This is a genomic window from Variovorax sp. Root473 (genome assembly GCF_001426505.1).
Classification (GTDB): Bacteria; Pseudomonadota; Gammaproteobacteria; order Burkholderiales; family Burkholderiaceae_C; genus Variovorax.
This window is the reverse complement of sequence record NZ_LMEV01000014.1, coordinates 122,213-137,044: the sequence shown is the minus strand read 5'-3', so window position 1 is coordinate 137,044 and position 14,832 is coordinate 122,213. Positions and strand designations below refer to the sequence as shown.

Genomic DNA, 14,832 nt, shown 5'->3' with positions numbered 1-14,832 from the left:
CATGGCCGACAGCATCCCCGCTCCCTTCGACGTCAAGCTGATGAACATCGTCGCGAACGTTGCGTTCGTGCTGGTGGCGCTCATGCTGCTGGCGGCGAGCGCATGGTGGGTGCTGCGCCAGCCTTTCTTCCCGATCTCGGGCATCAAGGTGGACGGCGAAGTGACGCACAACAACGCGGTCACGCTGCGCGCGAACGTGGCGCCGCAGCTCAAGGGCAACTTCTTCACCATCGACCTGGCGCGTGCGCGCACCGCCTTCGAGACGGTGCCGTGGGTGCGCAGCGCGGTGGTGCGGCGCGAATTCCCGAACAAGCTGCGCGTGACGCTGACCGAACAGGTGCCGGTGGCGGTGTGGGGCGAGGAGGCCGGCTCCAAGCTGATCAACGGCTTCGGCGATGTGTTCGACGCCAACGTGGCCGAGGTCGACGGTGACCTGCCGCGGCTGGACGGCCCGATCGAGCAGGCCGGGCAGGTGCTGGGCATGTACCGCGTGCTCGCGCCGATGTTCGAGCCCTATGACTTCGACATCGCCGAGCTGCGGCTGTCCAGCCGCGGCAGCTGGAAGGTGCTGCTCGACAACGGCGCCGAACTCGAACTCGGCCGCGGCCAGAGCGACGAGGTGTCGGCGCGCCTGCAGCGTTTCCTGAAGACCGTGACGCAGGTCGCGGGCCAGTACCGCCGCACGGTGGCCGACGTCGAACGCGCCGATCTGCGCCACAACGACGCGTATGCCCTGCGGCTGCGCGGCGTCACCACGGTCTCGCCCGAGGCCCCAAGAAAAATCAAGTAGCGAATACCGAGGACATCTACATGCCCAAAGAATACAAAGACCTGGTCGTAGGCCTGGACATCGGAACCGCCAAGGTGATGGTGGTCGTGGCCGAGGTGCTGCAAGGCGGCGAGCTCAAGCTGGCCGGCCTGGGCATCGCGCCCAGCAACGGCCTCAAGCGCGGCGTCGTGGTGAACATCGACGCCACCGTGCAGAGCATCCAGCAGGCGCTGAAAGAAGCCGAGCTGATGGCCGACTGCAAGATCAGCCGCGTCTACACCGGCATCACCGGCAGCCACATCCGCGGCATCAATTCGAGCGGAATGGTGGCGGTGAAGGACAAGGAAGTCACGCCCGCCGACGTGGCCCGCGTGGTCGAGACGGCGCGCGCCATCAACATCTCGAGCGACCAGCGCCTGCTGCTGGTGGAGCCGCAGGAGTTCGTGATCGACGGCCAGGACGTGAAGGAGCCGATCGGCATGAGCGGCATGCGCCTGGAAGCCAAGGTGCACATCGTGACCGGCGCGCAGAGCGCGGCCGAGAACATCATCAAGTGCGTGCGCCGCTGCGGCCTGGAGGTCGACCAGCTGATGCTCAACCCGCTGGCCTCCAGCCAGGCGGTGCTGACCGAAGACGAGCGCGAGCTGGGCGTGGTGCTGGTCGACATCGGCGCGGGCACCACCGACGTGGCGATCTTCACCAATGGCGCGATCCGCCACACGGCCGTGATCCCGATCGCGGGCGACCTCATCACGAGCGACATCGCGATGGCCCTGCGCACGCCCACCAAGGACGCGGAGGACATCAAGGTCGAGCACGGCTACGCCAAGCAGTTGCTGGCCGACCCCGAATCGCAGGTCGAAGTCCCCGGCCTTGGCGATCGCGGCCCGCGCATGTTGAGCAAGCAGGCGCTTGCCGGCGTGATCGAGCCGCGCATCGAAGAAATCTTCTCGCTGGTGCAGCAGGTGGTGCGCGAGTCGGGCTACGAGGAAGTGCTGTCGTCGGGCGTGGTGCTCACGGGCGGCAGCGCCGTCATGCCGGGCATGGTCGAGCTGGGCGAAGACATCTTCCTCAAGCCCGTGCGCCGCGGCATTCCGAAGTATTCGAGCGCGCTGTCGGACATGGTGGCGCAGCCGCGCGCGGCCACCGTGATGGGCCTGCTCGAGGAGGCACGTTTTGCACGCATGCGTGGTTTCAAGGTCGCACAGAAGAACGGGTCCGTAAAGACTGCGTTCGGACGTTTCAAGGACTTCATCGTGGGGAACTTCTGACCATGAACCACTCCCCACTCTGGCTCGCACGCGCGGGCCCTCCGCTGCATTTCAACGAGCGATGGCGACGCACCGGTCCACCATCGCGACGGCGATCCCGTTGATCACGTCACGGCAGAAGAAATATTCATAGATACATCACGGCAACTGCAATATTCAAGGAGTTAGAAATGACCATCGAAATGATCGAAGTCGAAGAATTCAACCAGGGCACGCAGATCAAGGTGATCGGTGTCGGCGGCGGCGGCGGCAATGCGGTCGCCCACATGATGGAGCGCGGTGTGCAAGGCGTGCAGTTCGTTTGCGCCAACACCGATGCGCAGGCCCTGCAACGCAGCAATGCGCACAAGAACATCCAGCTGGGCATCAGCGGCCTGGGCGCCGGCAGCAAGCCCGAGAAGGGCCGTGACGCGGCCGAAGCCGCGGTGGACGACATCCGCGCCGCCATCGACGGCGCGCACATGCTGTTCATCACGGCCGGCATGGGCGGAGGCACCGGCACCGGCGCCGCTCCCGTGATCGCGCGCGTGGCCAAGGAAATGGGCATCCTGACGGTGGGCGTGGTGACCAAGCCCTTCGACTGGGAAGGCGGCCGTCGCATGACCAACGCCGACGCCGGCCTGGCCGAGCTCGAAGCCAACGTCGACTCGCTGATCGTGGTGCTCAACGAGAAGCTGCTCGACGTGCTCGGTGAAGACATCACGCAGGACGAAGCCTTCGCGCACGCCAACGACGTGTTGAAGAATGCCGTGGGCGGCATCTCGGAAATCATCAACGAGTACGGCGGCGTGAACGTCGACTTCGAAGACGTGCGCACCGTGATGGGCGAACCGGGCAAGGCCATGATGGGCACGGCCGCGGCCGCAGGCCCCGACCGCGCGCGCATCGCCGCCGAACAGGCCGTGGCCTGCCCGCTGCTCGAAGGCATCGACCTCTCGGGCGCCAAGGGCGTGCTGGTGCTGGTGACGGCGTCGAAGGGTTCGCTGAAGCTGAACGAGTCGAAGCTCGCGATGAACACCATCCGCGCCTACGCCTCGCCGGACGCACACGTGATCTACGGCGCCGCCTACGACGAAAGCCTGGGCGACCAGATGCGCGTCACGGTGGTGGCCACGGGCCTGTCGCGTGCCGACGCACGCCGCCAGGCCCCGACGCTCGAAGTGATCCGCACCGGCACCGACAACATCCCGTTCACTGTGCCGACGCTCGGCGGCGTGGGCCACGCGGGTGGTTCGGGCAGCCAGCCGAACTACGACGGCATGGCCGTGCCCAGCGTGTGGCGCACCAACCGCACGATGGCTGCCGCCAAGGTCGACGCGCTGTCGTCGGGTGGCATGGACGACTTCGAGATTCCCGCATTCCTGCGTCGTCAGGCAGACTAAATAGGCTCGCCCCCAGGCTACGCGCACTTCGTGTCGCTTCTNCAACCCCCTACCGGGGGCAACACCAGCGGCCCGGCAAAGCCGGTTCCGCGGTGTTTCGCGAAGTGACACGTCACCGAACGCAGAGGGCACGAGGGTTCGCAAGGGGACGGGGAAGACCTGAAAGGGACTGCCCCCCGGCTCTAGGCGCTGCGTCCACCTCGTGCCCCTTGCGTCCATCGCCGGGGGCTCCCCGGCTTCTTTGCTCTTTCTTGTCTGACTGGTCCATGTCTATCGCGGCCATAGCGAAGGGAATAGGGCGTCACGGTCGTCGCCCGCCTAAAATCTCGGGCGTGCTGCAACAACGAACCCTCAAGTCGATCAGCCGCGCCGTGGGCGTGGGGCTTCACAGCGGCCAGCGCGTGGAGCTGACCCTGCGACCGGCCCCGGCCGACACGGGCATCGTGTTCCGCCGCGTCGACCTGCCCGAGCCGGTCGAGATCCGCATGACCGCCGAATCGGTCACCGACACGCGCCTGGCGTCCACCGTTTCCACGGGCGGCGCCAAGGTGCAAACGGTCGAACACATCATGTCCGCCTGCGCGGGCCTGGGCATCGACAACCTCTACATCGACATCACGGCCGACGAAGTGCCGATCCTCGACGGGTCGGCTTCGTCCTTCGTGTTCCTGCTGCAAAGCGCGGGCATCGAGCTGCAGAAGGCGCCGCGCCGCTTCATCCGCGTGCTGCGCAAGGTCGAGGTGCGCGAAGGCGAGGGCGCCAACGAGAAGTGGGCGAGCCTGGAGCCGTACCACGGCTTCAAGCTGAGCTTCGAGATCGACTTCGACCACCGCGTCGTCAACTCCACCGGCCAGCGCGTGGAGTTCGACCTGGGCACCGACTCGTACAGCCGCGACATTGCGCGCGCGCGCACCTTCGGCTTCACGAAAGAAGTCGAGTACATGCGCAGCAAGGGCCTGGCGCTCGGCGGCGGCCTGGACAACGCCATCGTCATGGACGACACCAAGGTGCTCAATGCCGGTGGCCTGCGCTACGACGACGAGTTCGTGAAGCACAAGATCCTCGACGCCATGGGCGACCTGTACATCATCGGCAAGCCGCTGCTGGCTGCGTACACCGCGTTCCGTTCGGGCCATGCGCTCAACAACAAGCTGCTGCGCGAACTGCTCTCGCACAGCGACGCCTACGAGGTCGTGACCTTCGAGGACGAGAAGCGCGCGCCGCGCGGCTTCGGCGAAGTGGCACGGGCCTGGTAAGCCCGGCGTACGCTTTTTCTTTCCGATGCTTCTCTTTCGCTGGGCCATCCTGCTGCTTCTGCTGGTGGCGGGCGTGTCCTTCGCGTTCTACGCGGGCACGGGGCAGGTCAAGTACCGCCGCTTCGGCTGGGTCGTGTTCAAGTGGACGATTCTTGCGGCGCTCGGCTTCTTCGCCGTGCTGATCGCCGAGCGCGTCGCGTAGCGCCAGCCGTTCAGTCGACCAGGGCCTGCAAAGCCTGAACCTGCTGCGCGAGCAGCGGCCCCTTGCGGTGCGCGGGCACCAGCAGCATCAACGTGTCTCCCAGCGCCTTCGGCCGCCCCCAGGGTGCGTGCAGCCGGCCTTTCTCGAGCAGCGGCGCCACCAGCCGCTCGCGACCCATCAGCACCCCTTCGCCGTCGAGCGCGGCCTGCAGCGCGAGGCTGTAGAGCGAGAAATCGGGCCCGGCAGCCAGTGCATCGGCTTCGGTGGAGGTGGTGCGGGGGCGCACGGCCTGCAGCCAGCGTGACCAGTCGTCGCGCCACACCGTGTCATGCAGGCCGCCGCACCGTGCGAGCACGTCGATAAGGTCGTCGAGCGGGCGCGAGCGTCCGCTCGCCAGCGAAGACTGCACGCGCGGACTGCACACGGGCACGAGGCGGTCGCGTACGAGCGGGATGCCCGTCGCGCCGACGGCGGCTTCGGCGTTGCGCGCGTAGAACAGCCCGAGGTCGAAGGGCTCACGCCGGAAGTTCGGCGGCTGTTCCAGCGCGGTCACCGACACCTGCACGCCGGGCAGCGCGGCCTTCAGCCGCGAGAGCCGCGGCGACAGCCACAGTTGTGCCATGGCCGGCAGGGCCGCCACCTGCAGCGTGCTGCGGCGCGCGGCGGTCTGCGTTTCCTGGCGCAGCGACTGCACCGCGAGGCCGAGCTGGTCGACCGCCGCACTGAGCGCGGGAAGTGCGCGCCGGCCGTGCGCGCTGAGCCGGATGCCCTGGCTGTGCCGCTCGAACAACGCACCGCCGGCCCAGGTCTCGAGCGCCTTGATCTGCTGCGCGACGGCGGCGGGCGTCACGAACAGCTCTTCAGCCGCCCGCGCGAAACTGCCATGGCGCGCCGCGGCCTCGAAGGCGCGCACGGCCGTGTGCGGCGGCAGGCGAGGGCGGGGTGGGGCGAGGGACATGGGTGCAGGCCCAGTTTTTCTAGGGCTCGGGCCCAGTTTATCCGTGTTGCTGGTGCGGGCGTGGGACGCGACCATGCAGTCATTCCTTCGCTCAGCGAGACACCGCATGCCCGCAGCCCTTCACCGCCGTTCCTGGGTTCCCGCCGCCAGCGAGGACCACGTGCTCGCCATTGCCGCCGATGCCGCCGCGCGCGAGGCGGCAGATGTGGCCGCCGAGATCGAACGCCTCGTGGCCGACAGCCACCGCATCCACGACGTCGACGGACTGAACCTCAATCCGGCCACCAACGTGATGAATCCTGCCGCCGAGGCGCTGCTGTCGCGCGGGCTGGGTTCGCGCCCGTCGCTGGGCTACCCGGGCGACAAATACGAGATGGGGCTGGAAGCCATCGAACGCATCGAGGTCGTCGCCGCCGAGCTGGCGGCCGAGGTGTTCGGCGCGCGGTTCGCCGAGGTGCGCGTGAGCTCGGGCGCGCTGTCGAACTTGTACGTGTTCATGGCGACCTGCCAGCCCGGCGACACGATCATTGCGCCGCCGCCCGCCATCGGCGGCCACGTGACGCACCATGCGGCGGGCGCGGCCGGGCTCTACGGCCTGAAGACCGTGCCGGCGCCGGTCGATGCCGACGGCTACTCGGTCGACGTGCTCGCGCTGGCCAAGCTCGCGCGCGAGGTGAAGCCCAAGCTCATCACCATCGGCGGCAGCCTGAACCTGTTCCCGCACCCGGTGCCGGCCATCCGCGAGGTGGCCGACAGCGTGGGCGCGAAGCTGCTCTTCGATGCCGCGCACCTCTCGGGCATGGTGGCCGGCAAGGCCTGGCCGCAGCCACTCGAAGAGGGCGCGCACGCGATCACCATGAGCACTTACAAGAGCCTGGGCGGCCCGCCCGGCGGGCTGATCGTGTCGAACGACGCGGCGCTGATGGAGCGCATCGACGCCATCGCCTACCCCGGTCTCACGGCCAACTCGGATGCGGGGCGCACGGCCGCGCTGGCCCGTGGGCTGCTCGACTGGAAGGTGCACGGCGCGGCCTATGCGGCGGCGATGCGCGACACCGCACAGGCGCTGGCGCGTGCGCTCGATGCCGAAGGCCTGCCGGTGTTCGCGAAGGCGCGCGGCTTCACGCAGTCGCACCAGTTCGCACTCGAGGCCGCGCGCTGGGGCGGTGGGCAGCGTGCCGCGAAGCGGCTGGCCCAAGGCGGCCTGCTGGCGTGCGGCATCGGCCTGCCGATCGCGCCGGTCGACGGCGACATCAACGGCCTGCGCCTGGGCGTGCCCGAGATCGTGCGGCTGGGCTTCACGCCCGAAGACATGCCGCAGCTGGCCGACTGGATCGGGCGGGCACTGGCAGGCGAGGCGGTATCGGTGGCCGCCGAGGTGCGCGAACGCCGCCGGCGCCTGGGCGACCTGCGCTACATCGTGCGGTGAAGCCTCAGCGCGAACGCCCCTGCCGGTAGGTGCCGGCGTGGGTCTTCGACAGCTCGGCCGCCTCCGCGAGCCGCGCCATCGAGCGGCCGACCTGCGCGTGCGTGATGGCGATGCCCAATGCGTCCGCCGCGTCGGCGCCCGGCAGGCCGGGCAGGTCGAGCAGGCGCTTCACCATCTCCTGCACCTGCGCCTTGGCGGCCTGGCCGTGGCCCGCCACGGCCTTCTTCATCTGCAGCGCCGTGTACTCGGCCACCGAGAGGTTGCAGCTCACCAGGGCCGTCACGCACGCACCGCGCGCCTGGCCCAGCAGCAGCGTCGATTGCGGGTTGACATTGACGAAGATGATCTCGACCGCCGACGCATCGGGCTGGTAGCGCGCCGTGATCTCGCCGATGCCATCGAACAGCACCTTCAGGCGCGCGGGCAGGTTGCCGGTGCCCAGGTGCCGGGTGCTGATGGTGCCGCTGGCCACGTAGCGCAGCGCATGGCCGTCCGCATCGACCACGCCGAAGCCGGTGGTCTGCAAACCGGGGTCGATGCCGAGAATCCGCATGAAAAGGAAGCGTAAAGGCCTAAGCCTGGGTGAGAAAGGTCGAAGAAGCGGCGAATTCGTGCGGGATGCGTGGGCGTTCACGGGCAGAATCCGCCGTTTCTTGCATTCCGCCTCGCTTCGCGTGGGGCGCGCCACACAAGGAAGCGAAGGTGAATGTAGTCGAGTCCTCCGCACAGCAGCAACTCAAGCAACTGAACGACGCCCGGTCGCTGCTCGCGCGCCTGCAGCATCCCGCCGAACGCGCCGCTGCGAGCTTTCGCCAGGCGGAGTTGTTGAGCGACCTCGGCCGCCGCCGCGAGGCGATCGCCGCCTGCAGCCAGTTGATCGCCGAGTTCGGTGCGCTGCCCGACGCTGCCGTGGTCGTGCCCTGCTGCCAGGCGCTGCGCCTGCTCGCACACGTGCTGCGCCAATTGCATCGCCCGGCCGATGCGTTGGCCACCCTCGACCGCTTGGTCGCCGCGCACGGCCAGCGCAGCGAGCCCGAGATCCGCACGCACATCGCCCACGCGCTCTACCAGCGCGCCTGGCTCATCGACGATGCCGCGGCGCGTTGCGAAGCCTGCGATTTCATGAGCGAACAGCTCGATGCACAGGCCGACGCCGCGCTCGATGCATGGCGCCTCGACGCGCGCCTGCTGAAGGCCGAGATCGAACACCACCGCGGTTTGCCGCAAGACGCATTGGCCACGCTCGACGCAGCCATCGAACGTTTCGAGGGCGCCACCGATCCCGGCGTGGTCCTGCGCGTGGCGCGGGCCCGGCTGGCTGCGGTGCTCAACCTGCGCGAGCTGGCGCAGCACACGCAGGCGCAGGTGCTGTGCCTCCAGGTGGCCGACCCGATCGAGGCCGGCCTGGCCGATGCCGCGCCCGAGCTGCGGCTGGAAGGCGTGCGCGCGCTGGCCCTGTTCTTCGACGGCCTCGGGCTCGACGAGGTGGCGCGCCGCGCCGAGCTGGTCGGCTGGCTGCTCGACCGCTACGGCCACGACGCCTCGGCACAGGTGCGTCGCCTCGCGGCCGTGCGCGCCCACGACTGGGCCGTGGGGCTGCGCGACCAGGGCGACGGCGAGGCCGCGCTGGCCGCCTGCGAGCGCCTGCTCGCCACGTTCGCGCGCGATGGCGACGCCATGGTGCAGCGCACCGTGGCCACCACCTTGCTGCACAAAGGTTTCGTGCTGCTCGACCTGCTGGGGCGGCCCGAGGCCGCGCTCGCGGTGTACGAGCCGCTCGTCGCGGTGTCGCGCGACGGCGCCACGCCCGAAATGCGCGAGCTGCGCGTGAAGGCGATGGCTGGGCGCGAGGCCTGCCTGAAGCGGCTGCGCAAGACCGGCGGCCTCGAGGTCGGCGAGCTGCCGGCCGAACTCTTCGATGCGGCGTGTGACACCGTCCGCGAAGGCCGCAAGCTCGGCGACGCGGGCGCATCGCGCGAGGCCATCGCGCTGTTCGACGAGGTGCTCGCGGCATATGCCGCCTCGCCGCACCCGCTGATGCGCCGCCAGTGCGCGCGCGCCTTGTCGCACAAGACCTTCTGCCTGCTGGCGCTCGAACAGTTCGCCGAAGTTGTCGAGGCCGCCGACGCGATGGACGCGCGCTACGGCGCCGATGCGTCCACCGAGATGCAGTCGCAGGTGGCGCTGTGCCTGCAATACAAGAGCACCGCGCTCGACCGCCTCGCGCGGCCCGCGGACGAGATGCGCGTGCACGACGAGATCGTCGCGCGCTGGGGCAATTCCGAGCTGCCCGACCTGCGCGCGCGCGTGGCCGGCGCGTTGTTTCGCAAGGGCGCCGTGCTGCGCCGTGCGGGCCGGTTTGCCGAAGCCGTGGCCAGCTACGACGAGGTGATTGCGCGCACGGCGATGGCGCGGGACAGCGCCCTGCAGCTGTGGGCCGCCAAGTCGATGATCAACAAGGGCAAGGCCTTCGACAAGATGGACGACCTGCCGGGTCAGGCCAAGACCTACCGCGTGCTGATCGCGCGCTTCGGCGAGTCGGGCGACGCGGCCTTGCGCGGGCGCGTCGCCAATGCCTGCGAATGGCTGGCCGAGGCCGAGGGCCGGCAGGGGCGCGTGGTGGCGCAGCGCGAGGCGCTGGAGCTGGCACTCGGGCGTTTCGGCACCGCGCTGTCGGCCGAGCAGCGCACGCGGCTCACGCGCGAGCTTCAGGCGTTGAAGGCGAAGGCGCTGGGTCGGCGCGCGAAGCAGGCCTTCGACCGGGTGGTGCGACGCAAGGCCTGATCGCCCGCCGCTGGATTGCTTCAGACGTTGAAGTACCAGCGGATCGAATGAAAGAAGATCGGCGCCGCGAAGCACAGCGCATCGACGCGGTCGAGCAGCCCGTTGGCGCCGGTCACGCCCACGCCCTTCTGGCCCCAGTTCGGAATGCCGCGGTCGCGCTTGAGCGCTTTCATCACGAGGTGGCCCATCGAGCCCGCCACGCAGGCAATGATCGACACCGCGAGCGCCTGCCCGAACTTGAACGGCGTGATGAACGAGAACAGCGCGCCCACCAGGCTGGCCACCACGATGCCGATGCCCCAGCTGGTCCAGTTGAAGCTGCGGCTCACGTTCGGCGCAAACGGCGTGCGCTGCATGCGCCGCGAGATCAGGTGCTGCACCAGCACCGAGGTCTGCACCACGAACACCAGGAAGAACACGAGGAACGCGCTCTTGCCTTCGTAGCCCGGGAAGGTCAGCAGCAGCAGCGCAGGCACGTGGCTCATGCCGTAGACGCAGACCATGATGCCCCACTGCAGCTTGGCGTTGCGCTCGAGAAAGTGACTGGGGTCGTTCGCCAGCGCGCTCGCCACCGGAATGGCGAGGAACACGTAGACCGGGATGAACACCGTGAACAGGTCGAAGCGCGCGGTGGCCACCAGCCAGAACTGGATCGGCAGCACCACGAAGAACGCGAGGATCAGGCTGCGGTGGTCGCCGCGCCGCGTCGGCGAGAGCGTGATGAACTCGCGCAGCGCAAAGAACGCGATCAGCGCGAACAGCACGGTGGCCACCGTTTCGCCCAGCGCCCACCCGATCCAGAACACGACCACCATGAACCAGGTGGTGCCCAGCAGCGCGCGCACATGCGCCAGCTCGGCCTGCCACGATTCGTCGTGCACCGGGTTGCGCCGCTCCTTGAAGCTCAGGAAGAAGACCGTGGTGCTCACGATGAAGAGCAGGCCGAAGACGATCAGGAAAAGGGCGGCGACCTGCTGGGTCGGGCTGAGGTTGCGCAGGAACTGGTTCATACCTTCAGACGTCGCGCAAGGCGATCACCGCGGCGCGGGCGCGGTCGAGGAAAGGCCGACGCTCTTCGCCGTCCTCGACGCGGATCGGCGCGCCGAAGGTGACGGAGCACAGGATGGGCACGGGCACGATCTCGCCCTTGGGCATCACGCGCTGCACGTTGTCGATCCAGGCCGGCACGAGCACCACGTCGGGGAACATCGTCGCCAGCGCATACAGGCCCGACTTGAATTTCTGCGGCTCGCCGGTGTGGCCGCGCGTGCCTTCGGGGAAGATGATGATCGAGTCGCCGCTGCGCAGCGCGTCGATGAGCGGGGCGAGTGGATCGGCAGCGGGTGGCTCGGGCGCGGCGACTGGCGCTTCGGGTTCGATGGCCGGCGGCGGTGCGACCGGTGGCGGGGGCGCGGGAAGATCGAGCTGCCCCTGAATCTCCTGCGGAGCCGCGGCCACGGTGATCGTTTCGATCGGCAGCAACGGCTCCATCGACGGCTCGATGCGCTCGGCCGGAGCGATGGGCGCGACGGGCGGCGGTGCTTCCGGCGGCGGCGCAACCGGTGCAGCCCCCGTGGCCGCCCGCTCCACATACACCGCGTTGAACACCTCCGTCGTGATCCAGCGCTTGACCGGCGTGTTGGCCCAGTAGTCGCGCGCCGCGATCGGCCGCGTGATGCTGCGCAGTTCTTCAGGCAGCGCGGCCCAGATCATCACGAGGTCCGCGTGGCTCTGGTGGTTCGCGAAGTAGATGCGCTGCTCGGCTTTCGGCGGACACCCGTACCAGCGCGCCTGCGCGCCGGTGAGCAATCGGACGATTCCCAGCAGCAACCAACCTGTGAGCTTTGCCAGCATATGGAGGCGATGATACGGGCCATGCGATGGCGTTTCGATCTTCTTTCCCTGGCGTGGGCGGTGGCCCTCTTTGTGTTGCTCGTGCTGCTGGCCACCGTCGGCGCGCGCTGGGGCTGGGTGCGAAGTTTCTTCGGCGACGTGCTGGCCGTGGCGTGGGTGTACGTGGTGTTCAAGACCTTCGTCGCCGCGCGCGTGCTGCCGCTTGCGCTGGCCGCCTTCGGCGTGGGGCTGCTGGTGGAGCTGGGGCAGTTCCTTGCGTCGACATGGCACCTGCACATTCCGAACCGCGCGCTGCGCATCGTGCTCGGTGCCACCGCCGACTGGTGGGACGTGGTGGCCTACGCCATCGGCTTCGTCGCCGTGCTGGCGGTGGAAGGCGCGGTGCGCAGGCTCAGGGCAGGTCGACCGCCGGCATCCGCGCCACGATCGTCGATGCCCGCCCATTGATGTACGACGAGTTGGGTCGCCGCTCGAAGAACTTCGGGCTCGGCAGCATCACCGCCAGGCGCGCCGATTCGTAGGCGCTGAGGCGCGCGGCCGGCTTTCTGAAGTAGTACTGCGCCGCGGCCTCGGCGCCGAACACGCCTTCGCCCCATTCGACGTTGTTCAGGTAGATCTCGAGGATGCGCCGCTTGTCGAGCAGCACCTCGAGCAGCGTGGCGAGCACCAGTTCCTGGCCCTTGCGCAGCATGGTGCGTTCGCCCGACAGCAGCAGGTTCTTCGCGAGCTGCTGCGTGATGGTGGAGCCGCCGCGCAGCGGGGCCGGCTGCACCGGCTTGCCGCGTGCCGCCGCGCGCGCCATGCGCTTGGCGGCGAGCTGTTCGGCGCGGGCGTTGCGCTGGCGCGCACGCTCGATGGCTTCCCACTCCACGCCGTTGTGGTCGACGAAGCCGGCGTCTTCGCTGGCGATCACGGCGCGCTTGAGGGAGTCGTTGATCTGTGTGTACGGCACCCAGTCCTGGCGCCATCCGCCGTCGCGGCCCTGCGAGAGGGCGACACGCCAGGCTTCGGAGCGCTGGAAGGCCGTGCTCTGCGGATCGACGACCGCCATGGCCGCGATGCGCACCACGAAGAACAGTTCGAGCGCCAGCCCCGCCACCACGAGGCAGGCGACCAGGCGCAGCAGGCCCTTCATGCGCCGGTGGCGAGCGAAGCGCGCAGCTCGGCCAGCACCTGCGCCGACGGCGGGCGCACGCCGCGCCAGAACGCGAAGGCTTCGGCGGCCTGTTCCACCAGCATGCCGAGGCCGTCGCGCGCGACCGCGCCGTGCGCTTCGGCCCAGGCCATGAAGCCTGCGGCGGCGGGGCCGTACATCATGTCGACGGCCAGCGCGCCGGGGCGCAGCACCTGCGCGCGCACGGGCACCGCGTCGCCCGCGAGGCTGGAGGCGGTGGCGTTGACCACCACGTCGAAGTCGCCCGGCACGTCGTCGAGCGCCCAGGCCTCGAGCGTGGCGCCGTGGCGCAGCGCGAGCGCGGCGTGGCGCTGCACCAGCGCGATGGCCTTGTCGAGCGTGCGGTTGGCCACCACGATCCGGGCGGCGCCCGCGTCGAGCAGCGGGCCGAGCACGCCCGCGGCGGCACCACCGGCGCCGATCAGCAGCAGCGAGCGACCCGCCAGTGGCACACCGGCATTGCGCACGATGTCGTTGACCAGGCCGATGCCGTCGGTGTTGTCGGCATGGATGCTGCCGTCGGCCTCGAAGCGCAGCGTGTTCACGGCCTGGGCCAGCATGGCGCGCTCGCTCGTGTGCTGCGCGAGCGCGGCCGCGTCGAACTTGAAGGGCACGGTGACGTTGCAGCCGCGCGCGGTGTCGCCCTGCGCGGAGGCCTCGCTGCGGAAGGCGGCGAGGCCTTCGGCGAAGGCGCCGATCGGCACCAGGCGCCGGCCGTAGGCCATGGGCTGGCCGCAGAGTTCGGCAAAACGCGCGTGGATGCGGGGCGAGCGGCTGTGCTCGACGGGGTTGCCCATGACGCAGTACTGATCCATGGCCGGTGCTCCGTATTCTGCTGGGGGTGCTGTTGCTATTGGGACGACAGTTCGATGGTCTCGTCGCGCGTGAACTTGAAGCGCGACTGCAGCACGATCTGGTCGGTCTGCTTGCGCATCGCGTCGGTGAACTTGCCGAAGTTGCCGACGCTGCGCACGATGGCCTGGGCACGGCGGTCGAGCGTGGTGTTGCCCGAGCTTTCGTCGACCACGGTGTCGAGCACGCGCCCGTCGTGGTTGATGGTGATCGTCATCTTGAGTTCGCCGTAGAGCTTCTTGCCGGCCGCGGTCGGGAAGTTCTCGGTGCCCTTGACCTCGATGCGCCGGCGCAGCGTGTCGACGTACAGCGCGTAGGCGGCCTCGCGCGTGGCGGGGCTCAGGTAGCGCTTCTTGGGGCGCGCGTTTTCCTCGTTCACGCGGCGCTCGATTTCGGCGAGCAGCGCGACCATCTGGCGGCGCTTTTCTTCGCGCGCAGCGGACTCGGTGGGATCACCGGCCTGGCGCGGATCGGGCACGGGCATGGCGGCGAGCTCGCGCTTGAGCTGCGCCAGCATCTGCATCTGCTGGGCCTGCATGGCCTCGACCTGGCGGCGCGACTCCTCGAACGAGTCGCCCATGGTGGTGAAGCTCGACGGCGGCAGCGGGCTGGTGGCGCGGCCCTTGTCGAGGTCGCCGCCGCCCGCGAGCGTGGTCTGCGCCATCACGCGGGCCGCGGGGTCGGGCTTGTCGTTGGTCTTGCTGTTGACCAGGATCACCTCGAGCGGGGTTTCGCTGAAGACCCGGTTGAACGATTCGGGATCGACGAAGCGCACCGCGAGCAACGCGGCATGCGCGATGACCGACACGCCCAGAGCGATCTGCAGCGTGCTGAGGTCCTTGAGATTCATTCTCGAAACTCCTCCAGGGGGCGGCGCATGTCTCCGGTCGTTCGACCGGGG

Annotated in this window: 15 protein-coding genes; 8 read left to right on the top strand and 7 right to left on the bottom strand. The window is 69.1% G+C overall.

The annotated features are described in order from the left end of the window. Window position 1: 1 nt before the first annotated feature. From ASD34_RS08545 to ASD34_RS27875, 5 genes are all read left to right on the top strand, one after another. Window positions 2–790 (top strand): cell division protein FtsQ/DivIB, encoded by a 789-nt coding sequence (locus ASD34_RS08545; RefSeq protein ID WP_056575688.1) that lies wholly within the window; start codon window positions 2–4, stop codon window positions 788–790. Between the two features lie 20 nt (window positions 791–810). Beyond that, a complete protein-coding gene (gene ftsA, locus ASD34_RS08540) occupies window positions 811–2,040 on the top strand; it encodes a cell division protein FtsA (protein ID WP_056575685.1) in 1,230 nt (409 codons plus the stop codon). A gap of 170 nt (window positions 2,041–2,210) precedes the next feature. Next, window positions 2,211–3,422, top strand: coding sequence for a cell division protein FtsZ (ftsZ, locus tag ASD34_RS08535; protein WP_056575683.1), 1,212 nt, complete (start codon window positions 2,211–2,213; stop codon window positions 3,420–3,422). Window positions 3,423–3,754: 332 nt separating this feature from the next. Beyond that, entirely contained in the window at window positions 3,755–4,678 is a 924-nt protein-coding gene (gene lpxC / locus ASD34_RS08530) for a UDP-3-O-acyl-N-acetylglucosamine deacetylase (protein ID WP_056575680.1), read from the top strand. 25 nt (window positions 4,679–4,703) lie between these two features. Then, window positions 4,704–4,880, top strand: coding sequence for a hypothetical protein (locus ASD34_RS27875; protein WP_192194973.1), 177 nt, complete (start codon window positions 4,704–4,706; stop codon window positions 4,878–4,880). 10 nt (window positions 4,881–4,890) lie between these two features. Here ASD34_RS27875 and ASD34_RS08525 read toward each other — a convergent pair whose 3' ends face one another. Then, complete coding sequence (locus ASD34_RS08525) at window positions 4,891–5,838, bottom strand: LysR family transcriptional regulator (RefSeq protein WP_056575677.1); 948 nt, start codon at window positions 5,836–5,838, stop codon at window positions 4,891–4,893. Window positions 5,839–5,944: 106 nt separating this feature from the next. Between ASD34_RS08525 and glyA the strand changes: the two genes are divergently transcribed. Then, a complete protein-coding gene (glyA, locus tag ASD34_RS08520) occupies window positions 5,945–7,267 on the top strand; it encodes a serine hydroxymethyltransferase (RefSeq protein WP_056575674.1) in 1,323 nt (440 codons plus the stop codon). A gap of 4 nt (window positions 7,268–7,271) precedes the next feature. On the opposite strand, the gene ruvC is transcribed toward glyA, so the two are convergent. Further along, entirely contained in the window at window positions 7,272–7,820 is a 549-nt protein-coding gene (gene ruvC, locus ASD34_RS08515) for a crossover junction endodeoxyribonuclease RuvC (RefSeq protein ID WP_056575671.1), read from the bottom strand. 149 nt (window positions 7,821–7,969) lie between these two features. On the opposite strand from ruvC, the gene ASD34_RS08510 reads away from it, so the two are divergent. Next, entirely contained in the window at window positions 7,970–10,051 is a 2,082-nt protein-coding gene (locus ASD34_RS08510) for a hypothetical protein (RefSeq protein WP_056575667.1), read from the top strand. Window positions 10,052–10,071: 20 nt separating this feature from the next. Here the strand turns inward: ASD34_RS08510 and ASD34_RS08505 are convergent, their stop codons facing one another. Continuing rightward, window positions 10,072–11,061, bottom strand: coding sequence for a phosphatidate cytidylyltransferase (locus tag ASD34_RS08505; RefSeq protein WP_056575664.1), 990 nt, complete (start codon window positions 11,059–11,061; stop codon window positions 10,072–10,074). 4 nt (window positions 11,062–11,065) lie between these two features. Continuing rightward, entirely contained in the window at window positions 11,066–11,905 is an 840-nt protein-coding gene (locus ASD34_RS08500) for a lysophospholipid acyltransferase family protein (protein WP_056575661.1), read from the bottom strand. Window positions 11,906–11,914: 9 nt separating this feature from the next. Between ASD34_RS08500 and ASD34_RS08495 the strand changes: the two genes are divergently transcribed. Continuing rightward, window positions 11,915–12,352, top strand: coding sequence for a DUF2809 domain-containing protein (locus tag ASD34_RS08495; RefSeq protein WP_056576187.1), 438 nt, complete (start codon window positions 11,915–11,917; stop codon window positions 12,350–12,352). Here ASD34_RS08495 and mtgA read toward each other — a convergent pair. The 3 genes from mtgA to ASD34_RS08480 are packed head-to-tail and all read right to left on the bottom strand — an operon-like array spanning window position 12,297 to window position 14,781. Beyond that, window positions 12,297–13,040 carry a monofunctional biosynthetic peptidoglycan transglycosylase gene (mtgA, locus tag ASD34_RS08490; RefSeq protein ID WP_056575658.1) on the bottom strand — a complete coding sequence of 248 codons (744 nt, stop codon included), beginning with the start codon at window positions 13,038–13,040 and terminating at the stop codon, window positions 12,297–12,299. The genes ASD34_RS08495 and mtgA overlap by 56 nt on opposite strands. Next, the gene (aroE, locus tag ASD34_RS08485; RefSeq protein WP_056575655.1) at window positions 13,037–13,894 is read right to left on the bottom strand and encodes a shikimate dehydrogenase; all 858 of its coding nucleotides are present in this window, start codon (window positions 13,892–13,894) and stop codon (window positions 13,037–13,039) included. The genes mtgA and aroE overlap by 4 nt, the downstream gene beginning before the upstream one ends. 35 nt (window positions 13,895–13,929) lie before the next feature. Next, on the bottom strand, window positions 13,930–14,781 hold the full coding sequence (locus ASD34_RS08480) for an energy transducer TonB (RefSeq protein WP_056575653.1): 852 nt from the start codon (window positions 14,779–14,781) through the stop codon (window positions 13,930–13,932). Between the last annotated feature and the right edge of the window lie 51 nt (window positions 14,782–14,832).